The 23962-nt window shown below is 67.7% G+C and carries 18 protein-coding genes; 6 read left to right on the top strand and 12 right to left on the bottom strand.

The genetic code is table 11. The features are described from left to right. The first annotated feature begins 5 nt into the window (after positions 1-5). Positions 6-1283, top strand: coding sequence for a hypothetical protein (locus IPK27_20125; GenBank protein MBK8069832.1), 1278 nt, complete (start codon positions 6-8; stop codon positions 1281-1283). 52 nt (positions 1284-1335) lie between these two features. Here the strand turns inward: IPK27_20125 and IPK27_20130 are convergent, their stop codons facing one another. The 12 genes from IPK27_20130 to rpsP all read right to left on the bottom strand — a co-directional run bounded on the left by IPK27_20130 (position 1336) and on the right by rpsP (position 15395). After that, a complete protein-coding gene (locus IPK27_20130) occupies positions 1336-4074 on the bottom strand; it encodes a site-2 protease family protein (GenBank protein MBK8069833.1) in 2739 nt (912 codons plus the stop codon). 120 nt (positions 4075-4194) lie between these two features. After that, positions 4195-5403, bottom strand: a complete 1209-nt coding sequence (locus IPK27_20135; protein ID MBK8069834.1) for an ABC transporter permease — start codon at positions 5401-5403, stop codon at positions 4195-4197. An 83-nt stretch (positions 5404-5486) separates the two neighbouring features. Continuing rightward, entirely contained in the window at positions 5487-6197 is a 711-nt protein-coding gene (locus IPK27_20140) for an ABC transporter ATP-binding protein (protein ID MBK8069835.1), read from the bottom strand. Further along, positions 6187-7638: an efflux RND transporter periplasmic adaptor subunit gene (locus IPK27_20145; protein MBK8069836.1), complete on the bottom strand. Its 1452-nt coding sequence runs from the start codon at positions 7636-7638 to the stop codon at positions 6187-6189. The genes IPK27_20140 and IPK27_20145 overlap by 11 nt, the downstream gene beginning before the upstream one ends. A 94-nt stretch (positions 7639-7732) precedes the next feature. Then, positions 7733-8821 carry a PA0069 family radical SAM protein gene (locus tag IPK27_20150; protein ID MBK8069837.1) on the bottom strand — a complete coding sequence of 363 codons (1089 nt, stop codon included), beginning with the start codon at positions 8819-8821 and terminating at the stop codon, positions 7733-7735. 206 nt (positions 8822-9027) lie between these two features. Continuing rightward, positions 9028-9486, bottom strand: a complete 459-nt coding sequence (locus IPK27_20155; GenBank protein ID MBK8069838.1) for a hypothetical protein — start codon at positions 9484-9486, stop codon at positions 9028-9030. Then, positions 9486-10121 (bottom strand): DNA-3-methyladenine glycosylase 2 family protein, encoded by a 636-nt coding sequence (locus tag IPK27_20160; protein ID MBK8069839.1) that lies wholly within the window; start codon positions 10119-10121, stop codon positions 9486-9488. The genes IPK27_20155 and IPK27_20160 overlap by 1 nt, the downstream gene beginning before the upstream one ends. Before the next feature lie 76 nt (positions 10122-10197). Further along, on the bottom strand, positions 10198-13047 hold the full coding sequence (locus IPK27_20165) for a penicillin acylase family protein (GenBank protein MBK8069840.1): 2850 nt from the start codon (positions 13045-13047) through the stop codon (positions 10198-10200). A gap of 156 nt (positions 13048-13203) precedes the next feature. Beyond that, positions 13204-13566 (bottom strand): 50S ribosomal protein L19, encoded by a 363-nt coding sequence (gene rplS / locus IPK27_20170; GenBank protein ID MBK8069841.1) that lies wholly within the window; start codon positions 13564-13566, stop codon positions 13204-13206. A 35-nt stretch (positions 13567-13601) separates the two neighbouring features. Then, entirely contained in the window at positions 13602-14354 is a 753-nt protein-coding gene (gene trmD, locus IPK27_20175; GenBank protein ID MBK8069842.1) for a tRNA (guanosine(37)-N1)-methyltransferase TrmD, read from the bottom strand. 239 nt (positions 14355-14593) lie between these two features. Beyond that, positions 14594-15079, bottom strand: coding sequence for a ribosome maturation factor RimM (rimM, locus tag IPK27_20180; protein MBK8069843.1), 486 nt, complete (start codon positions 15077-15079; stop codon positions 14594-14596). A gap of 55 nt (positions 15080-15134) precedes the next feature. Beyond that, complete coding sequence (gene rpsP / locus IPK27_20185) at positions 15135-15395, bottom strand: 30S ribosomal protein S16 (GenBank protein MBK8069844.1); 261 nt, start codon at positions 15393-15395, stop codon at positions 15135-15137. A gap of 234 nt (positions 15396-15629) precedes the next feature. Here rpsP and parC point away from each other — a divergent pair, with 234 nt between their 5' ends. From parC to IPK27_20210, 5 genes are all read left to right on the top strand, one after another. Further along, positions 15630-17870, top strand: coding sequence for a DNA topoisomerase IV subunit A (gene parC / locus IPK27_20190; GenBank protein MBK8069845.1), 2241 nt, complete (start codon positions 15630-15632; stop codon positions 17868-17870). Between the two features lie 93 nt (positions 17871-17963). Continuing rightward, positions 17964-18638 carry a ribonuclease T gene (gene rnt / locus IPK27_20195; GenBank protein MBK8069846.1) on the top strand — a complete coding sequence of 225 codons (675 nt, stop codon included), beginning with the start codon at positions 17964-17966 and terminating at the stop codon, positions 18636-18638. 6 nt (positions 18639-18644) lie between these two features. Continuing rightward, positions 18645-18935: a zinc ribbon domain-containing protein gene (locus IPK27_20200; GenBank protein ID MBK8069847.1), complete on the top strand. Its 291-nt coding sequence runs from the start codon at positions 18645-18647 to the stop codon at positions 18933-18935. A gap of 196 nt (positions 18936-19131) precedes the next feature. Further along, positions 19132-21273: a S9 family peptidase gene (locus IPK27_20205; protein MBK8069848.1), complete on the top strand. Its 2142-nt coding sequence runs from the start codon at positions 19132-19134 to the stop codon at positions 21271-21273. A 206-nt stretch (positions 21274-21479) separates the two neighbouring features. Then, the gene (locus IPK27_20210) at positions 21480-23846 is read left to right on the top strand and encodes a penicillin acylase family protein (GenBank protein MBK8069849.1); all 2367 of its coding nucleotides are present in this window, start codon (positions 21480-21482) and stop codon (positions 23844-23846) included. Positions 23847-23962: the final 116 nt, after the last annotated feature.

A 23962-nucleotide genomic window follows, 5' to 3' on the forward strand; every position in this document is an offset into this window, starting at 1 on the left:
CCTGCATGTCCACGTCCAAGCCCGCTGCCACGCTGCCCTTCTGGGAGCGACTGCGCCCGATGCTGCGGTACCCGATGCACTCGGAGGCACTCCTCACGATCTCCGTGCTCGCGGTGCTGCGATTGCTCGGCTATGTGCCCGGCATGGGCTGGCTGCTCAACATCCTGATCAGCGTGGCGATGCTCAAGTACGCCGCCGAAGTGCTGACCAATACGGCCAACGGCAACATGGAGGCGCCGAATGGCTATTCCACTCCGGACGAAGTCGGCTGGACCGTCCTCAAGGTGCAGGTGCTGCTATGGCTGCTCGCCATTGGTCTGACCATCCTGCTGGCCTACATGGGCGCCGGCGTGCTGTCCTACGCGCCGCTGTTCGCGGTCGCCCTGGGCGCGCCTGCGGCCTTGATGTCGGCGGCGATCGACCAGGACACCTGGGGCGCACTGAATCCTTCAATGTGGCTGGCCACGCTTTCACGCATCGGCTGGCCGTACATCGGGGCCTCGCTGCTCTGCCTGGTGATCATGTTCAGCGAGACCAACGCCCAGCGCATGCTGGTGCCCTTCCTGCCCGGGCCGCTGGCCATCATCGGCCACTATTTCATCGCACATTACTTCACGGTGGTGACCTTCCACCTGCTCGGCTACCTGGTCTACCAGTACCGCGACGCGCTGGGCTACGAGGTCAAACCTACCCACGCGAAGCCCTTGCCACGCCCACTGGACCGCGACCAGAGCATCCTGGATCAGAGCGAGAAGCTGGCTGCGGACGGCGACACCGCTGGCGCCGCGGCGCTGCTCGGCGAGCACATCCACGAGCGCGGCGGCACCGATGCGGTGCACCAGCGTTACCGCAAGCTGTTGACCCTGCATGGCGAAACCGAGGCGCTGGCGAAGCACGCGCGCACCTGGCTCAATGTGATGATCGCGCAGGAGCGCTGGCGCCAGGCGCTGGAGTTCTGGGCCGAGGTGCGCGGCGCCGATGCCAGCCTGTGGCCCAGCGATCCGGACCAGGTGCTGGAACTGCTCGACAAGGCGCACGAACTTGGACGGCCCGAGATCTCCCTGCCCTTCGCCAGCGGCTTCAGCCGAGCTTATCCGAAGCACCCGGCAGTCGGCGCCGTGCACCTGCGCGTGGCCCGCGCACTCGCCGGTCCGATGGGCCGCGCCGCGGATGCCCTGAAGCTGCTGCAAATGACCCGCGACGCGTTCCCCAGGTCGAAGGCGCTGGGCGAGATCGAGGCGATGATCGAGGAACTGCAGCGCGATCCGCGGCTGCGCGGTTGAGTCGCGGGAGGAAGTAGCCCGGAATACGCGCTGCCCGGGACTCCGGGCTACGCTACGCCTCCGGATCCTGCAACACCGACAACTGCGCCGCCCGCGTGCGCGCCAGCGACAGCACGTCGGGGTAGCGCAGCAACATACGCAGGTCGAAGACGCCCGCCTGCGGGTGTCCGCCTGGGCACAGCACGGTCGCCGCCGATACCTGATCTGAATCCGCCTGCAGTGCCAGGCACCCGACCAACTCCTCGCGCGAGGCCAGATTGGCCGGCTGTGCGCCGGGCACGCCCTGCGCGCTGCGAGGACGCGCCAGATCATTGAGCCAGATATTCCTGGCCAACTCGTCGGCATCGAGCACATGCACCTTGGCGATCGCATCCAGCCCCAGCATCGGGTGGCCGTCATGGCGCAGCAGCAACTCGCGATAATCCGCCGGCAGCGCACGCCCCAGGCGCTGCTCCGCGGCGGCCAGCGCCTCGGTCGTGGCCGGATCGGGCAGCTCAGGCGCGCCCGCGAACAGGAGCACAAGCATCGGCGTCTCCGGCTGCAGCGCCTCGAGCACGGGGTCCCAATCGGCGCCCGCAAAGCGCGCGTAGGCTCGCTGCTGCCGCTGCTGCATCTCCCGAGCGTAGCTTTGTTGCTGCTGCGTGGAAACCCACGCGTCCTGCAGCCATTCATGCAGGCTGCGATAGCCGGACGGCGACTCGGCCCACAGGTTGATCCACTGCGCCGGCTGTGCCGCCGGATCCGGATTGAACAGCAGCAGCGATTCGTCGTCGCCACCGGCCAGCAACCAGGTGCGCAGCAAGGACGCTGTCATCACGATGCTGTCTGGCTGCTCCGCACCGGGCACATGGATGTCGACCGGGTACTCGTCGACCTCAATCAACCCGAACCATTCGTCCACCTTCGCAGCGGCGGGCGCCAGGTCTGAGGCCGGGCCGATGCCCAAGGCCGGCAACCCATCGTGCCGGTGATAGAGCGCCAGCAGCGGCGGCGGCATCGGCATGCCGATGCGCGCCTCGGCGGCCGCGATGGCCTGGGCATGGGCCGGCGCTGCGGGCGCGCCGGCCCAGTCCGCGGACGCGAGAATCCCCTCGACCAGTTGCTCGTCGGACATCGCCGCTGCCGTCGCATGCAGCGCCGCCTCCTGCGCGCGGCGGGACTCGAGGGCCTCGCCAGAAATGGCCGGCTGGCGTGCGCCAAATCCCTGCAGGTCCCAGGCAAGCACCGCAATCCCGACCGGCACCACCAGCAACAGCGCGAGCGTGCCGCCCACCAACAGGGACTGCCAGGCCCGCATGGGCTTGCGGTCCAGCCGGTGGAGCACGTCCAGCGCCTGTTCCACCCGATGCTTGGCGTGCGGCGTGGGCCCGAGCAGGCGTTCGAGCGCATCGGCCACGACGCGGATGCGTAGCGGACGCGCCATCGCCGGCGCCGGCGGCTGTTGCGCCACGGCGGCGAGCGCGCGTTGCGCCTGCCAGCGGCCGGACAGCGAAAACAGCTGCAGCAGGGCCAACGCCGCCAGCAGCACGAAACCGAATTCCCACGCCGCCCATGCGCCCAGCAGGCAGGCGGCGGCGATGAATCCCACTTCGATCCAGGCCCGGCGCGGCGGCAGCAGCGCCTGCACCACGTGCGCGCCGTTCAGTGGCGGCACCGGCAGCACATTCAGGTAGTTGAGCAAGAGGAACATCGTCGCCCACGCCGAACCGTCGCCAAGCGCAGCCGGCCAGGCATCCAGCGCAACAGCGCCCATGATCGCCCAACCGATCAGGATCCCGGGCAGCGGCCCCATCAGCGACATCCACGCGCTGCGGTGCGCGCTGGGATCGACGTCCTGGCCGATGGCGACGCCGCCCACCAGCGGCAGCGCCATCATGTGCACATTGCGGTAACCGAAGGCGCGCATCGCGAGGAAATGGCCGAGTTCGTGGATCACCACGACCACCAGGATCATCCACGCCGCCATCGGATCCCACAGCACGGCGCCCAGGCCCATGAATAGCGCGACGCTGAGCGCAAACAGCGCCCACTCGACCTGGCGCGAAGGCGAGCGGCTGCGCATGCGTTCTTGCTGAGTGGCCATCAGCGCGATCCGCGCCGGCGGCACCGGCCGTGGGTCGGCCGGTGGCTTGGGCATCCTGCGCATCGCCGCCACCGCGCGCCAGGCAAAGCGCAGGCTTGGTCGCGCCGTCGAGTCGCTGGACGGCACCAGGTCGCCCGCCGCAATCAGCGCCTGGCGCTGGCGTTCCATCCATTCCGAGTAAAAGCCGAGCAACTGGGCATCCTCGATGCCGGCCGGGTCGGTGGCTCCGTGGGTGGCCACCAGCGCGCAATGCGCCGCCCACTGGCCAGCGAAGCTGGGTTCGCCGCAAGCCTGCACCAGCGCCTGTTCGCGCGCCAGCAACTGGAAGTAGACGTCGAAGGGCTGGGTGATCAGGGTGCGCCCGTCGAGCATGCGCGTGACGTACCAGACCACCGGCCGATTGGGCGCGAACAGCGTCGGTGCCTCCAGCCAGACCGCCGCGTGGCACTTGCGATGCAGGCGCACGATCCGCAGGTGCGCCTGCGCCCCGTCGGCGTTGACCACGCGCACCCAGCGCGCCGGCTCGAAGCCCAGCTCATCCAGTTCCGCATTCGCCTGCGCGACCAGGTCCGCGATCGCCGCTGGCGCCGCTGCGTCGACGAAGCGCGCTGCCTGCCGCGCGAACGGCAGCGCCGCCACCTGACGCAGCAGCACTACACGCACGATCAGCCAGATCGCCCCGATCAGCGCCAGCAGGTCCAGCCACATGCATGTGCCCCAGGGTCCGAAAGCCGTCCTCGACTATCAGCGTCGCGAAGCGTGCTTGCAACCGTTGGTCACAGTCTCCAGGGCAACTGGCCGGTGCCGGGTCTGACTGATGAACCCGGGTCATCCCTGGTGCCGCAGAGCCTCGATCGGATCCAGTTGGCTCGCCTTGCGCGCCGGGTAGTAGCCGAAGAACAGGCCGGTGGCGACGGAAAAACCTGTAGCCATCAGGATCACCTCGAGGTTCAGCGCCACCGGCAGCGAGCCGAATTCCTCCGCCAGCAGGGCGCCGCCGATGCCGAGCGCGATGCCGATGGCGCCGCCGGCGAGCGAGATCAGCATCGCTTCGGCGAGGAACTGCAGCTGCACCTCGCGCGGGCCGGCGCCGACCGCCATGCGCAAGCCGATCTCGCGGATGCGCTCGGTGACCGAGACCAGCATGATGTTCATGATGCCGATGCCGCCGACGACCAGTGAGATCGAGGCGACGGCGCCGAGCAGCAGCGACATCAACCGGGTGGTCTGGGTACGCGCGGAGACCATCTCGGTCAGGTTGCGCACGGTGAAATCGTCCTCGGCGCCGGGCGCGATCTTGTGCCGCTGGCGCAGCAAGTCGTTCAACTGGCGCTCGGCCGCCGGCAGGTCCTCGGCGCGCGCGGTGCCGACCGAGATCGACTGCACCGCACCCGGCGGCAGCGACATCGGCCCGGACAGGCGCCGCCGCGCGGTTTCCAGCGGGACCAGGATCAGGTCGTCCTGGTCGCCCCACGGGCCCTGGCCCTTCGATTTCAGCACGCCGACCACGGTGAACGGCACGCGGCCTACGCGCACGCTGGCGCCGACCGCCTCGGCATCGCCGAACAGTTTCTCGCGCGTGGTCTTGCCGAGGATCACCACCTTGGCCGCCGAACTGTAGTCGCGTTCGCCGAAGCGCGCGCCCTCGACCACCTCCCAGCCATTGGTTTCGAAATAGTCCGGCTGGATCCCGGCCCACTGGGTGCTCCAGTTCTGCTCGGCATTGACCACTTGGGTGCCGCCGCGGATCTGCCCGGCAACGTACACCGCCTCCGGAATCTCGGCGCGGATCGCGGCGATGTCGCCGTCGGTCAGCGAACTCTGGCTGCCGGCCCCGCCGCGCACGCCACCCATGCGGCTGGCGCCGCCCCAGACCTCGATGCGGTTGCTGCCGAGGCTGGCGATGGTGCGGTCCAGCTCGGCCTGGGTGCCCTGGCCGACCGAGACCATGATGATCACGGCGGCGATGCCGATGATCACGCCGAGCGCGGTCAGGACGCTGCGCATCCAGTTGCCGCGCACGGCGAACATGGCCATCTCGGCGATGTCGCGGAAACCCACGCGGTGGCGCGGACGCGCCTGCGGCCATGGGCCGGTTGCGGTGGCAGCGGCGGTCTTGTTCATGCGTGCGCCTCCTCGACCAGCTGGCCGTCGCGGATATGCAGCGCACGGTCTGCGCTTTCGGCGACTTCCGGATCGTGGGTGATCAGGATGATGGTGTGGCCGGCCATCTGCAGTTGCTTGAACAGCACCAGGATGTCATGGCCGGTCTTGGTGTCGAGTGCGCCGGTGGGTTCGTCGGCGAGCAGGATGGGCGGCCGGTTGACCAGTGCGCGGGCAATCGCGACGCGCTGCTGCTGGCCGCCGGACAGCTCGCTCGGCGTGTGCTTCGCGCGTTCTCCCAGGCCGACATCGCGCAAGGCATTCTCCGCAAGCTGGCGCCGCTCCGCGCGCGGCACGCCGGCGTAGACCATCGGCATCATGACGTTCTCGAGCGCGCTCATGCGCGTCAGCAAATGGAAGCCCTGGAACACGAAGCCGAGCTTCTCCAGCCGCAGCCGCGCACGCCCGGCGGCGTCGAGCCTGGCGACGTCGACGCCATCGATCAGGCAGCGTCCGCTGGTGGGCACGTCGAGGCAGCCGATCAGGTTCATCAGGGTCGACTTGCCGGAGCCCGACGGCCCCATGATCGCGACGAACTCGCCGCGCGCAATCGACAGGCTGACGCCGCGCAGCGCGACCACCTCGGCCGCGGTGCCGGGCGAATAGACCTTGCCGACGTTGTCGAGTTCGATCACCACCGGATCAGCTCCTGCGCGCTCACGCGCCACCCGAGCCGACGATCACGTCGGTGCCGGGCGCCAGGTCGCCGCCGATGATCTCGGTGTGGGTGCCGTCGGATACGCCGGCGCGCACGGTGACCGGGCTCGGCTTGCCGTCCTTGAGCAGCCACAGTGTCACCCGGCGGGCATTCGCCAGCAGTTGCATTTCGGCATCCCAGAGCGCGCGCTGGGTCTCATCCAGGGTGTCGCGGAAGGGCGCCATCGCGTCCTGGAACATGCGGCGCATGCGTTCGCGCATCTCCGGCGTAGGTCCGGTCGCTGCCCCCGTTGGCGCACCGTTGCCGCCACCGGCCGGCGCACCCGATCCGCCGCCCGCGGCCATCGCCTGGCGCCGCTGTTCGAAGCGTTGGCGCATTCCGGCGAGCACCTCATCCAGCGCCGCCTGCTGCGGCGCGCTGAGCTTGAGTCCGGCAGCAATCTTCGACAATTCGTCGAGCATGCCGCCGCCCTGCATGCCGCCGGTGGCTGGCGCCTCGGCCCCTTCCGGCTTGAAGCGCAGCGCGGCGTTGGGCACGCGCAAGGCATCGCTGCGACTGGCAATCTCGATCTCGGCGTTCGCCGTCATCCCGGGCAGCAGGCTGAGGTCCGGGTTGCTGACCTCGACCACCACCGGGTAGGTCACGACATTCGCGACCGCAGTGGCCGACAGGCGGATCTGGTGCACCGTGCCGGTGAAGTTGCGATTGGGGAAGGCGTCGACCGTGAAGTTCACCGGCAGGCCCTCGCGCACCTGGCCGACATCGGACTCGTCGATCGACAGATCGATCTGCATCCGCGTCAGGTCCTCGGCGATGCGGAACAGCACCGGCGTCTGGAAGCTCGCGGCCACGGTCTGGCCCGGCTCCACGCTGCGCAGCAGGATCACGCCGTCCACCGGCGATTTGATCACCGTGTAGTCCACATCGAGCTGCGCGTCCTCGACCGCCGCCGCGCGCTGCTTGATCGACGCCTGCGCCGAACCCACCCGTGCGGCGGCCTGGTCCCGCGCAGCCTGCGCAATGTCGAGTTCGCTCGCCGAGATCAGCTTGCGCGCGGCCACATCGCGCTTGCGCTTGAGCTCGGCCTCGGCCAGCTTCAGCGCGGTCTGCGCCTCGACCAGCCCGGCGCGGGCGCTCGCCAGGTCCGCCTCCGACTGGGTCAGGCGCGTCTGGAAGTTCGCCGGATCGATGCGCGCGATCACTTGTCCCTGGGTCACCCGGTCATTGAAATCGACCTCGACGCTGAGCACCTGGCCGGAGACCTGAGTACCGACATCCACCGTGGACAGTGCGCGCAAGGTGCCGGTGGCCGAGATCGACACCGCCACGCCACCGCGGTCGAGCTTGGCGGTGCGGAAGCCGGTCTTCTCGCCGGGCTGACCGTTGCATGCGGCGAGCAGCAACAGGGCGCCGAGGCAGGCGAAGCGACGCAAGGAAAGGGCTGCGGGCACGCGGTAGACCTTGGAATCAGGGAAGCCGGAGATTACAACGCAGTCAATGCGCAGATTCCGTCGTTTGCGCGCGCGCCAACTGTAACGCCTGGGCTCAGCCGAACAGATCACCCTGCGGCGAGGCGTCCTTGGCCCTGGCCGGCGCGTGGAACAAATCGCAGCGCAGGCCGACGTGCTCTTCACGCGTGGCGAAGCCCAGGCGCTTGCGCGCGATTTCGAATCGACGCTTGAGCAGGTCGGCGAACAGCCCCTCGCCGCGCATGCGCGAGCCGAAGCGCGGGTCGTTGTCGCGCCCGCCGCGCATCTGCTGGATCAGGCTCATGACATGCGCGGCGCGATCCGGGAAATGCAGCTCCAGCCACTCGCGGAACAGCGGCGCCACCTGGTGCGGCAGGCGCACCAGGGTGTAGCTGATGGTGCTGGCGCCGGCCTCGCGCGCGGCCTGCATGACACTCTCCATCTCCGCGTCGGTGATGGCCGGAATCAACGGCGCCACGAACACGCCCACCGGGACTCCCGCCGCAGCCAGTTCGGCCACCGCACGCAGCCGCGCATGCGGCGCGCTGGCGCGCGGCTCCAGTCGGCTGGCGAGGCCGTTGTCGAGCGTGGTGACCGACAGGAATACCTGCACCAGGTCATCGCGGGCCAGGTCGCGCAGCAGGTCCAGATCGCGCAGCACCAGCGCGTTCTTGGTCACGATGGTGAGCGGATGGCGCGCTTGCGCCAGCACTTCGATCACGCCGCGGGTGACCCGGTGGCGGCGTTCGATCGGCTGGTAGGGATCGGTACTGGCGCCGAGATTGATCGGGCTGACCTTGTGGCCGGGCTTGGCCAGTTCGCGGCGCAAGACCTCCGGCGCGTTTTCCTTGGCGTACAACCGGGTCTCGAAATCCAGCCCCGAAGACAGGTTCAGGTACTCGTGCGTCGGCCGCGCGTAGCAGTAGATGCAACCGTGTTCGCAGCCGCGGTAGGGATTCAACGCCAGGTCGAAGGGCAAATCGGGCGAATCGTTGCGCGTGATCACCGAGCGCGCCTGCTCGATGGTCACCTGCGTGCGCGGGGATGGCGCGTCCAGTTCGCGCCACCAGCCGTCGTCCTCGCTCTCGTGCCGGGTGGACTCGAAGCGCCCCACCGGGTTGCCGGCGGCGCCGCGGCCCTTGATGCGGGAGGGGGGCAAGGGCATGGCCCGGAAGCAGTGGAAGGGGGGCCCCGATTATGGACGTCCAGCGTCGGGACTGCCTGTGGTCGGGAGCGCATTGAAGCCGATGGCGACCTACCCTCGCGATTGGCAAACAGGCCCGCGGAAGGCTGATTCGCGGCACCGGGGGGCGCAAAGTGCGTATCGCAAGGCCGGACGTCCGAGCCGGGATGCTCCCGTCCGCGTCGTCCTCAGTTCAGCACGACCGGCCCTTGTTCCGTCCGCGGATCGGGCTGCTGCGGCAGGTCCACCGGCAGGCGGATGTTCTGCATGCCAAGGTCGTGCAGCAGCGCCTGGGCGCGCAGCGACATGGCGGGAAACAGATGCCGTGCGAAGACGGTGTGGTGGATCGCGAAATCGTTGGCCGTCAATGCACCGCTGGCGATCTGCCGATAGGTCGCCAGCGCGCGGATCTCGAGATCGAACAGCTTGGTGCGGTTGCCGCGCACCGGCGTGCCGACGCAGGTCAGGCGCGTCTGCAGGGCGAACTGCGGCGGGTTGGAACCCTCGATGGCGCTCGGTGTGAGCTGGAACTCGACGTGGGCGGTGCATTCCACCCCGCGGGCATCGCCGGTATGCATGTCTGCCCTCAGTCCGTGGATGCTGAGGCCCTCCAGCGTCAGCGCGCGAAACATCTCATCGGCGGTCATCAGTCTTTGTTTTCCCGGGCAGTGTCGACAGCGCGCCAAAGATACAGGCTGGCCAGCGATCGGTAAGGCGCCCAGGGCGCGCCCAGCTCTGCCAGTTGGGCGGTGCCCGGCATCGCGTCGAGCCCATGCACCAGCTGTGCGCCGGCGCGCACCCCGAAATCGCTGAGCGGCAGGATGTCGACGCGGCCCATCCGGAACATCAGCAGCATCTGCACCGTCCACGGCCCGATGCCGCGCACGATGGTCAGTTTGTCGATGGCTTCCTCATCGGACATCGCGTGCAGGGCGTCGGGCGATGGCAGGCGCCGCGCCTGCGCGTGCGCGGCCAGGTCCTTGAGCGCGCGGATCTTGGACCCTGACACGCCGGCCGCGCGCAAATCGGATTCGTCCGCCGCAGCCAGGGCGCGCGCTGACACGCGGCGGCCCCCGAGCGCCTGCTGCAATCGCCCGAAGATGGTCTCGGCAGCCTTGCCGTTCAACTGCTGGAAGATGATCGAGCGCGCCAGTGCGTGCACCAGGGCGAAGGGTTCCGGGCGCGGCAACGGCAGGTCGCCGACGCGGGTCATCCAGATCGCCAGCTTAGGATCGCGCTCGCGCAGGTGCTCACGTGCGAGACGGTCGACATCGCTGCTCATGGGATGGACATCCTGGAATGAGAACGGGGTGCCCTCGCGGGCACCCCGTCATGATGACAGCTGGTGCGGTCGCGCGTTACGGACGGAACTCGAGCCGTTCGCGCTCTGCCTGCAGTGCCTGGTCGCGGTTGATGATCAGCGTCTTGTAGCGGTTGGTCAGCCAGCGACCGAGCTGGCTCGCATAGGTCTGCGAACCCAACACACCCGACTGGCCACCCGGATGGATGTTCTCAGCCGAGATTGCATCGGTCATCGTGCCCACGAAACGCCGCGCCGGTCCGCTGCCGAACATGAAGCCATTCAGCGTGTTCGCCTTGGTCGAGTGACCAGCCACATCCAGCGTCTCGTATCCGCCAGGACGCGCGACGCCCGGCAGCTGCGGCGACAGGTTGCTGAAGCCGTAGGGGTTGGCTCCCGGCAGGTTGAACGGACCGCCCAGCGGGTGGTCGAACACGATGCGGTGCAACCGGCCCCAGCGATAGTCGTCGATGTTGGTCGAATTCGCATACGCCGGCGCGAAGTCGTTGCTCGCGAGCGCCGTCAGCGCATCCCGCAGCGCACGCAGCAGGATCACGTCGCGCGCCGCCTCCGGACTCGGCGCGCCGCTGACCTGGAAGAAGTTGACGCCGCTGGCGCCAACGCCGCGCGCCGTCGGGTACTTCTCCAGCAGGTTCAGCAGCGCGCGCACCGATTCCTCGGAGCCCGGTGTCTGGCTGGACAGCCCGATGCGCGTCAGCGTGGCATCCACCACGCCGCGGATCGCGAAGGAACGCCACACCGCGAAGACGGTGGCAGCGGTCGAGTTGCGGATTTCGGTCTGGCTGGGCTGCGGCAGGCTCGCCGGGTTGTCGCCGGCGTCATAGCCCTCCGGAATGCCGGTCGGCGTGGTGTAGTCCCAACTCTGCAGGCGGGCGATGGCCGCCGCCACGCGCGCGTCCGTAGCCACCGCACGCAGTTCTGGCCAGGCATTCGCCGCATTGGCGTTGGCGGCCGCTTGCAACAGGAAGGGCGTCAGCTTCTCGGCGTCCAGCGGCTGGTTGTTCGCCTGGGTCTGCTTGATGAAGTCGACCGTAATCGGGTTACCTGCGCGGATGCGGTCGGCCAGCAGGCGGTCGATACGGCCCTGGCGGAACGCGGAATAGCCGTTCTCCAGGTAGTAAATGCCGCCGCCTGGGCGCAACTGGTTCAGCGAGTTGTTGTCCAGCGTCACGCCGACCGGATCGTTGTTGCAGTTGGCGATGTAGCCCTGGGTCGGATTGATCACAAAGGGCATCTCCGCCGGCGGCAGGATTTCAAACGGCACCGACTGGTTCGGATGGTTGCTGGTGCGCGGCAGCCAGTCGTGCTTGAGCGCGCCCGATCCATCGCGGATCAGGAACGGCGGAACGCCGCCATCCGGCCGGCCGAGCGTCTGCAAATCGGTGCGCAGTGGCGCTTCGGCGGTGGTGAAGTAGGCGATGTTGTTGTCGGTGTCCGCATACACGAAGTTCTGCGAGCCGACGTCGAAGTACTGCAGGTTGTCGCGGAACTCCTGCACATTGCGCGAGCGCGGCAGGCGACGGAAGGTCTCCAGCTCATTGGTCGCGCCCCAACCGGTGTAGGCCACCGACAGGCCGGTCGAACCGGAAATCTGCACCACCGGGCCATTGTTGCGGCGCGGAACGATGATGGTCACACCGCCGTTGGTGTAGCCGATGCTGTTGCTCCGCGCCACGTTGTTGGCCACACCGTCGCCGACGTTGTTGACGAAATAGCTCTGGAAGATCCAGACCACCGGCTCGGCGACACCGTTGTAGATCGTGTGCGTCGGCAAGCCATAGGTATTGAGCCGGAAGGTCTCCTGGTAGGTGTCGGTGACATCCAGCGGATTGGTGGTCAGGCCCCAGCAGAAACGATCGGTGCAGCCGAGCAGCGGACCCGGCGCGCCAGCGACCGAGGACCCGCTGAAGGTGTACGGCACCGGAAAGCGCGAATCGGTCGAGTACAGGCGGTTTTCATAAAATACGGATGGCGTATCGAGGCCAAGGTGCGGATCGTTGGCCAGGATCGGCCGGCCGGTATTGGTGTTGCGCCCGGCGACCACCCACCAGTTGCTCGCGCCACGACCCTCGCGGAAGTTCAGCGCGGGACCGATCAGCGGGTGGTCGGCGATCTGCTCGCGATAGGCGCGCGCCAGTTCCACCGTCTGCGGCGAAATGCTCGGCACTTCGTCGGCGAGGCTCTTGGGTGCTTCGCCCTGGCCGCCGATCGATTGCAGGAAGCCGGGGATCGACACCCGGTTGTCGCCCGGCTGGGTGCGATGGGTGTCTTCGAAGAACAGCGCCGTGCCGTTGAAGCCGCCAGCGGCGCCAGCCTGCTGGTAGGCCGCCAGGCGCAGGGTGAAATCGATGTCCAGATCGAAAGACAACTGGAAGGCGAGCGCCTTGCCGATCACCAGCGAATCCACCGGCGACCAGGGATCGACACGGGTCAGTTCCAGCGCGCCGTATTCGGGCGGCAGCGCCGGGGTGGTGCGGATCCAGTGATTGACGCCGTTGGAATAGGCCTGCAGGAAATCGCGCATGTCCTGCGATGCCTTGGCGTAAGACTCCCACGCGGCGCGGCGCAGGCCGAGCGTGCGGATCTGCACGTCATTGGCGAGGCCCGCCGAGCCCACCAGTTCCGACACCGTGCCGCTCGCGCCGCGCCGGCTGAAGTCCATCTGGAAGAAGCGGTCGCGGGCGTGGATGTAGCCCTGCAGGAAGGCCATGTCGAGGTCGTTCTGCGCGACTACCGTCGGCACGCCCTCGGCATCGATCGAAATCTGGCCGTTGGCGATCAAGCCCGGCGCCACCGTCGGCGTCGACTGCGCCGCTGCCACGCCCGCCCACAACGCCATTGCCGTCGCGACCGCCAGCGGTCGCCTGTACAAACCCGTGCTGCGCATGACCCGTCCTCCCGTCTGGATACCGTCCGTCGGCATCGTCCAAGCGGTGGTTATACGCCTTCCCCATGCATGCGGAATGGCGCGGATCAATGCGAAATCCAGAAACGATGAAGGCGCCCGCAGGCGCCTTCATCTGCAACCGACCGGGTGTACCGATCAGCCCTTGGCGGCGGCCGACAGGTCCTCGCGGATGCGGGCTGCCTTGCCTTCCAGTTCGCGCAGGTAGTACAGCTTGGCGGCACGCACCTTGCCGCGGCGCTTGACCTGGACCGACTCGATCGCCGGGCTGTAGGTCTGGAACACGCGCTCCACGCCTTCGCCGTGCGAGATCTTGCGCACGGTGAACGAGGAGTTCAGCCCGCGGCTCTTGATCGCGATGACCACGCCCTCGTACGCCTGCACGCGCTCACGAGAACCTTCCTTGACCTTCACATTGACCACGACGGTGTCGCCAGGCGTGAACGCCGGGATGTCGCGGTTCATCTGCTCAGCTTCCAGCTGCTGAATGATTTTGCTCATGGCACGTCCCTCAGGGTACAAACAGACTTAGCCGACTAGTCTACACTGATTTTCGGCCTGTGTTCATCCATGAACTCAATCAGCAGTTGCCGATCGAGTTTGTTCAGTTTCAGCCGTGCCAGCAGGTCCGGCCGCCGCAGCCAGGTGGCCCCGAGCGACTGCTTGCGCCGCCATCGTGCGATGGCCGCGTGATTGCCCGACAGCAGCACCGACGGCACCTCACCTTCCTCGGCATGCTCCGGCCGGGTGTAGTGCGGGCAGTCGAGCACGCCGTCCATGAAACTGTCTTCGATCGCCGAGGCATCCGTGTGCAACACGCCCGGCAGCAGGCGCGTTACCGCGTCCATCACCGCCAGCGCCGGCAACTCGCCGCCTGAGAGCACGAAATCGCCGATCGACAACTCATCGTCAACGTAGCGGTCCACGAAACGTTGGTCGATGCCCTCGTAGCGGCCGCACACCAGCACCAGGCCCGGCAGCGTCGCGAACTCTCGCGCGCGGTCCTGGTCGAAACGCCGTCCTTGCGGGCTCATCAGGATCACCGGCGCCGCGCCAGCGCGCTCGCGCGCATCGGCCAGCGCGCGCTTGAGCGGATCGATCTTGAACACCATGCCCGGTCCGCCACCGAAGGGCCGCTCGTCGACCCGCCGGTAGTTGTCCTCGGTGTAGTCGCGCGGATTCCAGCACGCCAGGCTGACCCGCCCCTGCTCCAGTGCGCGCCCGACCACGCCCACGCCCATCGCCTGGCGGACGAAGTCGGGGAACAGGGTGATGACGTCGAAGCGCATGGGCGGGGTGAGTGCGGGTGCCTTTGGGCCGGTTGTTGGTTGTTGGTTCTTGGTTGTTGGCGGCAAAGCGCGCGCACCGCGGCTCTTGTGGGAGCGGACTCTGTCCGCGAGCTCACACCTCGGCCGCCGTCACGCGTTCGCGGCTGAAGCCGCTCCCACAAACTGTCGGCCGCCATCGCCATCGCCGCCGACACCCGACAACCAGCAACCGATAACCGGACTCAGGGCTCCGGCCTCCCTCAGAACTCGGGATCCCAATCCACCACGAGCTGCCGATGCTCAAGATCCACGGCATCCACAAAATGGTCGAGTACGAAGGGCACCAGGCGCTCGCGCTCGCCGTCGCGGATGACCAGCACCGGGTGCGCGCCGTTGTCGAACAGATGATCGACGACGCCGAGATCCACGCCCTCGCGGTTGCGCACGCGCAGCCCCTCGAGGTCGGTCCAGTAGTACTGGCCCTTGCGCAGCTTCGGCAGCGCGGCGCGCTCGATGGCGATCTCGGCGCCCTTGAGCGCGGCGGCCTGGTCACGGTCAGAGAGGCCCTCGATCTCGACGATCAAGCCTTTGGTGCTGTCCTGGCCGCGCAAAACGCGCACGATGGACGGCACGCCATTGCGCACCATCCACCATGGGGAGTAATCCAGCAATCGACGCGCGGGCTCGCAGAAGGATGCGACCATCAGGGCCCCACGCACACCGTGCGCACCGAGCACACGGCCCATCGTCACCAGCCGCTGCGCGGGCGCGGCGACCAGGTCGATGCGTTCCACCAGGGCCTCAGGCCGCGGCGGGTTGCTGCTTCTGCGCGATCTTGATCAGCTGGCGAACCTTGTCGGTCGGCTGCGCGCCGACGCCAACCCAGTGGTTCACGCGATCCAGATCGACCGTCAGCGGCACTTCCTTGCCCTGCGCGATCGGGTTGTAGAAGCCGACGCGCTCGATGCTGCGGCCATCACGCGCATAGCGCTCATCGGCGACGACGATGTAATAGAACGGCCGCTTCTTGGCGCCACCACGTGCAAGGCGAATCTTGACCATCGATTGAGTCCCTTCAAACTGATGCAGAACGAGCGAAGCCCGCGAGTTTAGCGGAGTCCGTGCGATGTGCCAAGGACCGCGGCCGGTTGTTGGTTGTGGGTTGTTGGTTGTTGGTTAAGGCAAAAGCACGCGATGCACGGTGCCTGCTGCCAACAACCAAGAACCAACAACCGACAACCCGGCTGTTCATTGTAGAGTCGCCGCCCTCCGTATGGACCCGGCGCGACGTTTCCGATGAGCACTGGCGAACTCCTGCCCTTCGAGCAGATCCCGCTGCGCGATTACGCCGAACAGGCGTACCTCAATTATTCGATGTACGTGGTGCTCGACCGCGCCCTGCCCTTCGTCGGCGACGGGCTGAAGCCGGTGCAGCGCCGCATCCTGTACGCGATGAGCGAGCTCGGGCTGAATGCCGCCGCCAAGCACAAGAAGTCGGCGCGCACCGTCGGCGATGTGATCGGCAAGTACCACCCGCATGGCGACTCGGCCTGTTACGAGGCGCTGGTGCTGATGGCGCAGTCCTTCAGTTTCCGCTACCCGCTGATCGACGGCCAGGGCAACTTCGGTTCGCCGGACGATCCGAAGAGCTTCGCGGCGATGCGCTATACCGAGTCCAAGCTCACGCCCTTCGCGAAGCTGCTGCTCGACGAACTTGGCCAGGGCACGGTGGAGTGGGAACAGAACTTCGACGGCACGCTGGAAGAACCATCGTGGATGCCGTCGCGGGTGCCGCATGTGCTGCTCAACGGCACCACCGGCATCGCCGTCGGCATGGCCACCGACATCCCGCCGCACAACCTGCGCGAGGTGCTCAGCGCCTGCATCCGCCTGCTCGACGATCCGGACGCCACCACCGCGGACCTGTGCGAGCACATCCGCGGGCCGGACTTCCCGACCAGCGCGGAAATCATCACCCCGCGCGCCGACCTGATCCGCATGTACGAGACCGGCAACGGCTCGGTCCGGGCGCGCGCCGTTTACCTGCGCGAGAACGGCAACATCATCATCACCGCGCTGCCGCACCAGGTCTCGCCGAGCAAGATCATCGAACAGATCGCCGAGCAGATGCGGACCAAGAAGCTGCCGATGGTCGAGGACCTGCGCGACGAGGGCGACCACGCGCAACCGATCCGTATCGTCATCGTGCCGCGTTCCAACCGGGTCGATGTCGACGAACTGATGGGGCATCTGTACGCCACCACCGATCTGGAAAAGAGCTTCCGCATCAACGTCAACCTGATCGGCCTGGACGCACGGCCGCAGGTCAAGCCGCTCAAGCTGCTGCTGACCGAGTGGCTGCAGTTCCGCACCGACACCGTGCGCCGGCGCCTGCAGCACCGGCTGCAGAAGGTCGAGCGCAGGCTGCACCTGCTGGAAGGCCTGCTGATCGCCTTCCTCAACCTGGACGAAGTGATCCGCATCATTCGCACCGAGGATGAGCCCAAGCCGGTGCTGATGGCGCGTTTCGGCCTGAGCGAGGAACAGGCCGAGTACATCCTGGAAACCAAGCTGCGCCAGCTGGCGCGGCTGGAAGAGATGAAGATCCGCGGCGAGCAGTCGGAACTGGCCGCCGAGCGCGCCGAACTGCAATCGATCCTGGAGTCCAAATCCAAGCTGAAATCGCTGATCAAGAAGGAACTTGAAGCCGACGCGAAGCAGTACGGCGACGACCGCCGTTCGCCGCTGGTCGAACGTGGCCAGGCCAAGGCGCTGTCCGAGGCCGATTTGACGCCATCCGAGCCGGTCACCGTGATCGTCTCCGACAAGGGCTGGGTGCGCGCGGCCAAGGGTCACGACATCGACGCCACTGCGTTGAGCTATCGCGAGGGCGACCGCTACCTCGCCAGTGCACGCGGGCGCAGCAACCTGCAGGCGGCCTTCCTCGACACCACCGGACGCGCGTACTCGACGCCCGCGCACTCGCTGCCATCGGCTCGCGGCCAGGGTGAGCCGCTGACCGGGCGCTTCGATCCGCCCTCCGGCGCGCGCTTCCTCGCGACCGTCTGCGCCGACTCGGACGCGCTCCTGCTGCTGGCCACCGATGCGGGCTACGGCTTCCACACCCGCTTCGAGAGCCTGGTCTCGCGCAACCGCAGCGGCAAGCAGCTGCTGACCGTACCCGACGGCGCCCAGGTGATGGCGCCGACCATGGTCCCCGGCAACGCCGAGACCGCGCTGGTCGCGGCGGTTTCCAGCGACGGCCACCTGCTGGTGTTCCCGCTCGGCGAGCTGCCGGAACTGGACAAGGGCAAGGGCAACAAGATCATCAACCTTCCCGCTGGCAAGCACGCCGCGGGCGCGCGCCTGATCGCACTGGCCGCATTTCAGCCTTCGCAGGAACTGGTCGTGGTCGCGGGCGGCCGCATCACCCGCCTCAAGGGCCATGACCTCGACGCCTACCGCGGCACCCGCGCCCAGCGCGGCGCGCTGCTGCCGCGCGGGCTGCAGCGGGTGGATCGGGTGGAGGTGGTGTGACGGGGCAGGGAAAAGTGAAAAGTGAAAAGTGAAAAGGGGGCGCCCGTGTGTTTTGGGCGTTCGCTTCAGCCTGCCCCTGCTATCGTGCCGCGGATGAAACCATCGCAAATTCCCTCGACGTCTCTCGCCGACCGCTTCCGCGGTTTCTATCCCGTGGTCGTGGACGTCGAGACCGGAGGCTTCGATTGCGACGGCGACGCGCTGCTGGAGATCGCAGCGGTGCTGCTGGACATGACGTCGGACGGCCGGCTGGTGCGCACCAAGACCGTGTCGACGCACGTGGTGCCCTTCCCCGGCTCCAACATCGATCCGCGCTCGCTCGAGATCACCGGGATCGATCCCACCCATCCGCTGCGGGCGGCGCTGGACGAGCGCGAGGCGCTGGACCACATCTTCGAGCCCGTGCGCAAGGCGATGAAGGCGCTCGACTGCACGCGGGCGATCCTGGTCGGGCACAACGCGGCCTTCGACCTGTCCTTCATCAACGCCGCGATCCGCCGCACCGGCCACAAGCGCTCGCCCTTCCACCCATTCAGCACCTTCGATACGGTGTCGCTGGCGGGACTGGCCTACGGGCAGACGGTGCTGGGCAAGGCGCTGCATGTCGCCGGCTTGAACTGGGACAGCAAGGCCGCACATTCGGCCGTGTACGACGCCGAACAGACCGCCGATTTGTTCTGCACCATCGTCAATCGCTGGCGCGAGCTGCATCTGGCTGCGCCTGCCGGCGCCGATGCGGATGCTGCGGTTGCGCTGATCGTGGACTGAAGCCCGATGCCGATCTACGAATACACTGCCGCCGACCCGCAACACTGCTGTCCGCATTGCCAGACGAGCTTCGAGGTGTTCGCGCGTATCAGCGATGCCGACCTTGCCCAGTGCCCGCAGTGTGGGTCGCCGGTCAAGCGCCTGATTTCTGCCGCGTCGGTGATCAGCGGCACGGCGCACCTGCACCAGGAGTCGCACTTCTCCAAGCGCGGCTTCACCCAGTACAAGAAGGCCGGCGGCGGCGTCTACGAGAAGACCGCCGGGGATGGCCCGCAGTTCATCAGCGGTAACGACTGAAACTCGCGGTGTGCGCGCCCCGCGCGTTCACCGGGTGCTTTGCGGCAAGCACCCGCTGAGCGGCTGCCGCCGCACACCGGGCTACGCTGAGTAGAGCTAGGGACTGTGCTCGAATGTACGTGCGCGCAAGAGGCCGCACAGTCGCCTTTGCCGCCTGCGTTATCCTCCGGCGCTCTCCACTTGCCGGAACACGCCGATGCGCTGCAACCTGCTGGTCCTGACCCTGCTCGCCCTCGGGGCCTGCGCCACCGCACCTGAACCTGCGAAGGACGAGGCCAGCGTCGCGGTCACCACCCTCGCCTACCCGGCCGCACGCACTGTCGATCAGGTCGACAGCTATCACGGAGTGCAGGTGGCCGATCCCTATCGCTGGCTGGAAGAACTGGACGCGCCCGACACGCGCGAGTGGATCGCGGCGCAGAACGCGCTGACGCAGCGGTATCTCGGCAGCGTGCCTCAGCGCGGCGAAATCCACGCGCGCATGACTGCGCTGTGGAACTACGAGCGCTTTGGCCTGCCCAGCCGCGAAGGCAGCCGCTACTTCCTGACGCGCAACGACGGCTTGCAGAACCAGGCCGTGCTGTACGTGATGGATGCCCTCGACGGCGAGCCGCGGATGCTGCTCGACCCGAACACCTTCTCCAGCGATGGCACCGTGGCCCTGACCGGCACCGAGGTCTCGCCGGACGGCAAGCACCTGGCCTACGGAACGGCCTCCGGCGGATCGGACTGGCAGGAATGGCGTGTGCGCGACATCGCCACCGGCCAGGACACCGGCGATGTGATCCAGTGGGTGAAGTTCTCCGGCGCCAGCTGGGCCAAGGACGGCAGCGGCTTCTACTACGGCCGATATGACGAGCCCAAAGGCGAGAACAAGCTGAAGGCGGTCAACGAATTCCAGAAGGTCTATTTCCACCGCATCGGCACGCCGCAGACGGCAGACACCCTGGTCTACGACCGTCCCGACCAGCCCAAGTGGGGCTTCGGCGCCGAGGTCAGCGAGGACGGGCGCTACCTCATCGTCAGCGTCAGCCAGGGCACAGATGAGCGCAACCGCCTGTTCTACCGCGACCTGACGACGGCCAACGCGCCGATGGTGGAACTGATCGCGGAGCTGGAGGCGGCCTACGAATTCGTCGGCAACGACGGCCCGGTGTTTTGGTTCCGCACCAACTTGGACGCACCGCGCTACCGCGTGATCGCGATCGACACCCGCCAGCCGGCGGAGGCGAACTGGCGCACCGTGGTGGCGCAAACCGACGCCACCCTGGTGCGCACCACGCTGGTCAACCGCCAGTTCATCGGCCAGTACCTGCGCGATGCGCGCAGCGAGGTGCGCCGCTACGCCATCGACGGCAAGGACCTCGGCGCCATCGAACTGCCCGGCATCGGCGCGGCCGCGGGTTTCGACGGCAAGTCCGATGGCAGCGAGACCTTCTACAGCTACACCAGCTTCACCGTCCCCACCGACATCTACCGCCTGGATCTGGCCACCGGCCAGTCGACCCTGTTCCGCCGCCCCAAGGTCGCCTTCGACCCCGCGCAGTACGAGACCCGGCAGGTGTTCTACTCCAGCAAGGACGGCACCCGCGTGCCGATGTTCATTACCGCGAAGAAGGGCCTGGCGCTGGACGGGCAGCAGCCGACGCTGTTGTACGGCTACGGCGGCTTCAACATCCCGGTGACCCCGGCCTACACCGTGCCGATGGCCACCTGGCTGGACCGCGGCGGCGTCTACGCGGTGGCCAATCTGCGCGGCGGCGGCGAGTACGGCGAGACCTGGCACCAGGCGGGAACCAAACTCAACAAGCAGAATGTATTCGACGATTTCATCGCCGCGGCTGAGCATCTGATCGCCGCCGGCTACACCAACCCGCAGAAGCTGGCGATCTACGGCCGCTCCAACGGCGGCCTGCTCGCCGCCGCCACCGCGCTGCAGCGCCCGGACCTGTTCCGCGCCTCGCTGCCGACGGTCGGCGTGCTGGACATGCTGCGCTTCAACCAGTTCACCATCGGCTGGGCCTGGGAGTCCGACTACGGCTCGCCGCAGAAGCCGGACGAGTTCGCCGCGCTGCGCACCTATTCGCCACTGCACAACATCAAGCCCGGCGTGCGCTACCCGGCGATGCTGGTGCCCACCGGCGACCACGACGACCGCGTCTACCCGGCGCACAGCTTCAAGTTCACCGCCGCGCTGCAGGCCCAGGCCGGCCCCGGCACCTACCTGACGCGCATCGAGACCCGCGCCGGCCACGGCGCCGGCAAGCCGACCGCGATGCAGATCGACGAGTGGACCGACATGCTGAGCTTCCTGGTCCACGAACTCGGGATGCGCTGAAGCGGGGGCACAAACTTGCCCCAAGGCATCGATTCGAGTAGCCCGTTGTGCCGCGCAGCGGCTCAGCGGGTACTTGTCGCAAGTACCCGGGGAACGCGCTGCGCGCGTACCACCGGGCTACTCCCGCTCAGCGCGCTGACAGGCTCCCAACGATCTCGCGCTCTCGCCTTTTCACCTTGATTGCTGACCCGACCCAAAGGCCCACCATGCGCTGGATCCGCCGCATCCTGCTCGCCCTGCTGGCCCTGGTTGCCGGCACGCTCACGCTGGCCTGGCTGCTGCTGCGCGGTAGCCTGCCGCAACTGGATGGCGAGGTGTTGGCGCCGGGGCTCGCGGCACCGGCGACCATCGAACGCGACGCGCTGGGCACGGTGATCCTGAGCGCCGCGAATCGCGACGACATCGCCTGGGCCTTGGGCTACGCGCACGGCCAGGAGCGCTTCTTCGAAATGGACGTGCTGCGCCGGCGCGCCACCGGCGAGTTGTCCGCGCTGTTCGGCCCGGCCACGCTCGAAGCCGATCGTGGCGCGCGCGTGCATCGGTTCCGCCATCGCGTGGCTGGCTACTTCGCCGCACTGCCACCAGACCACCAGCGGCAGATGCAGCGCTACGCCGACGGCGTCAATGCCGGTATCGCTGCACTGGATGTCCGCCCGTTTCCCTACCTGCTGTTCGGCCAGCAGCCGCAGCCGTGGACCGCGCAGGACTGCCTGCTGGCGCCGCTGGCGATGTACTTCAACCTGCAGGACGGCAGCAACACGCGCGAACTGAAGCTGGAACGCATGCACACGGCGCTGCCGCCCGCGGTCTTCGCCTTCCTCACCGCCGCCGGGACCGAATGGGATGCGCCGCTGGTGGGCGACCCGCTGCCCGATCCGCCGATTCCATCCGCAGAGGCCATCGACCTGCGCCAGACGCCGATTGCCGATCCCGCACTCGATGCGCCGGCCAGCAGCGAGGGCATCGGCAGCAACAACTTTGCCGTCGCCGGCACCGTGACGCCGCATGGCGGCGCGATCGTTGCCAACGACATGCACCTGGGCCTGCGCGCGCCGAACATCTGGTTCCGCGCCGAACTGCGCTATCCCGACGCCCGCGGCGAGGCCCAGCGAATCACCGGCGCAACCCTGCCGGGCACCCCGTTCATGGTCGTCGGCAGCAATCGCTACATCGCCTGGGGCTTCACCAACAGCTACGGCGACTGGCTCGATTTCATCGAGATCGGGCTGCATCCGGACGACCCCATGCAATACCGCGAGTCCGACATCATGGCGCCGCTGACGCTCAGCGAGGAAGTCATCGAGGTGGCCGGCGGCGAATCGGAGAAGCTGCTGGTTCGCGAGACCAGTTATGGTCCGATCGTTGGCGAGGACAGCGCTGGCAAGCCGCTGGCGCTGCAATGGGTTGCGCACCACAAGCAAGGCGTCAACACCGGCCTGGCTCAGCTCGAGAGCGCGCGCAGCATCGAGGAAGCCCTGGCTGCCGCGCACACCACCGGCATGCCGGCGCAGAACCTGGTGGTCGGCAGCCGCGACGGGCGCATTGCATGGACCTTGATCGGCGCAATCCCGAAGCGATTCAAGGGCTTCGGCGAAGCCGACGAACGTCTGCCGCAGCCGGGATACAAGCTGGGCTGGATCGGCTGGCTGAATGACGCAGAAACACCGTCCGTCGTCGATCCTCCGTCCGGCCGCCTGTGGACGGCCAATGCGCGCAACCTTTCCGGTGACGCACAGGCACTGATCTGCGACGGCGGCTACACCCTCGGCGCCCGCGGCCGGCAAATCCGCGACGGCCTGTACGCCCGTGAACGCCTGTCCGAGGCCGACCTGCTTGCGATCCAGCTCGACGACCGCGCGATCTTCCTGCAGCGCTGGCACGACCTGCTGACGGCCACGCTGGCGGGCCGCAACGAGCCGGAACTGGTGGAACTGCGCGAGGCGATCGGCGACTGGAACGGCCGCGCCGAAGCCGATACCCGCGCCTATCGCCTGGTGCGTGACTTCCGCCTGCGCGTGCACCGGCGCTTCTTGCAACTGTTCGCATCACCGCTGCTGGCGAAAGACCCGGAGTGGACCTGGCCGACCCTGCCGCAAATCGAGGGCGCGGTCTGGGCCACGATCCAGCAGCGTCCTGCGCACCTGCTGCCGCAGAACTTCGCCGACTGGGACGCCTGGCTGCGCGCGGCCGCCGGCGATGTGATCGCCAACCTCGCACAGCGTGACCTCAGGCCAGCGGATGCGACCTGGGGCGAACTCAACACCATGGCCATCCGTCATCCGCTGAGCGGCGCCCTGCCCGGCCTCGGCTGGCTGCTCGACATGCCCGCGCAGGCGCTCGACGGCGACCAGTACATGCCGCGCGTCCAGGGCCCGCGCTTCGGCGCCAGCGAGCGCATGGTAGTCTCACCCGGCCGCGAGGAACTCGGCTATTTCCACATGCCCGGCGGCCAGAGCGGCCACCCGCTGTCGCCCTACTACGGCGCCGGCCACGCCGACTGGGCCGAGGGCAAGCCCAGCCCCTTCCTGCCCGGGGCCGCGGAGCACCGGATCACCTTGCTTCCGTCGAATTGACACCGATTAGACGCGGAGCCGCAGAGGACGCGGAGGAAACGCAGAGAAGAGCTAACAGGATCGCTTTCTCTGTGATCCTCTGCGTCTCTGGCGCGGTCGCTGATTGACACCGATAG

It is taken from the genome of Rhodanobacteraceae bacterium (genome assembly GCA_016713135.1).
GTDB lineage: Bacteria > Pseudomonadota > Gammaproteobacteria > Xanthomonadales > SZUA-5 > JADKFD01.

Coding starts and splice junctions, on each gene's coding strand:
- rplS (MBK8069841.1), bottom strand. CDS start 13,566: ATGAGCAAAATCATTCAGCAGCTGGAAGCTGAGCAGATGAACCGCGAC.
- rimM (MBK8069843.1), bottom strand. CDS start 15,079: ATGGGCCGTGTGCTCGGTGCGCACGGTGTGCGTGGGGCCCTGATGGTC.
- IPK27_20205 (MBK8069848.1), top strand. CDS start 19,132: ATGCGCTGCAACCTGCTGGTCCTGACCCTGCTCGCCCTCGGGGCCTGC.
- IPK27_20130 (MBK8069833.1), bottom strand. CDS start 4,074: ATGTGGCTGGACCTGCTGGCGCTGATCGGGGCGATCTGGCTGATCGTG.
- parC (MBK8069845.1), top strand. CDS start 15,630: ATGAGCACTGGCGAACTCCTGCCCTTCGAGCAGATCCCGCTGCGCGAT.
- IPK27_20135 (MBK8069834.1), bottom strand. CDS start 5,403: ATGGCCATGTTCGCCGTGCGCGGCAACTGGATGCGCAGCGTCCTGACC.
- IPK27_20200 (MBK8069847.1), top strand. CDS start 18,645: ATGCCGATCTACGAATACACTGCCGCCGACCCGCAACACTGCTGTCCG.
- IPK27_20165 (MBK8069840.1), bottom strand. CDS start 13,047: ATGCGCAGCACGGGTTTGTACAGGCGACCGCTGGCGGTCGCGACGGCA.
- IPK27_20150 (MBK8069837.1), bottom strand. CDS start 8,821: ATGCCCTTGCCCCCCTCCCGCATCAAGGGCCGCGGCGCCGCCGGCAAC.
- trmD (MBK8069842.1), bottom strand. CDS start 14,354: ATGCGCTTCGACGTCATCACCCTGTTCCCCGACTTCGTCCGCCAGGCG.
- rpsP (MBK8069844.1), bottom strand. CDS start 15,395: ATGGTCAAGATTCGCCTTGCACGTGGTGGCGCCAAGAAGCGGCCGTTC.
- IPK27_20125 (MBK8069832.1), top strand. CDS start 6: ATGTCCACGTCCAAGCCCGCTGCCACGCTGCCCTTCTGGGAGCGACTG.
- rnt (MBK8069846.1), top strand. CDS start 17,964: ATGAAACCATCGCAAATTCCCTCGACGTCTCTCGCCGACCGCTTCCGC.
- IPK27_20160 (MBK8069839.1), bottom strand. CDS start 10,121: ATGAGCAGCGATGTCGACCGTCTCGCACGTGAGCACCTGCGCGAGCGC.
- IPK27_20210 (MBK8069849.1), top strand. CDS start 21,480: ATGCGCTGGATCCGCCGCATCCTGCTCGCCCTGCTGGCCCTGGTTGCC.
- IPK27_20155 (MBK8069838.1), bottom strand. CDS start 9,486: ATGACCGCCGATGAGATGTTTCGCGCGCTGACGCTGGAGGGCCTCAGC.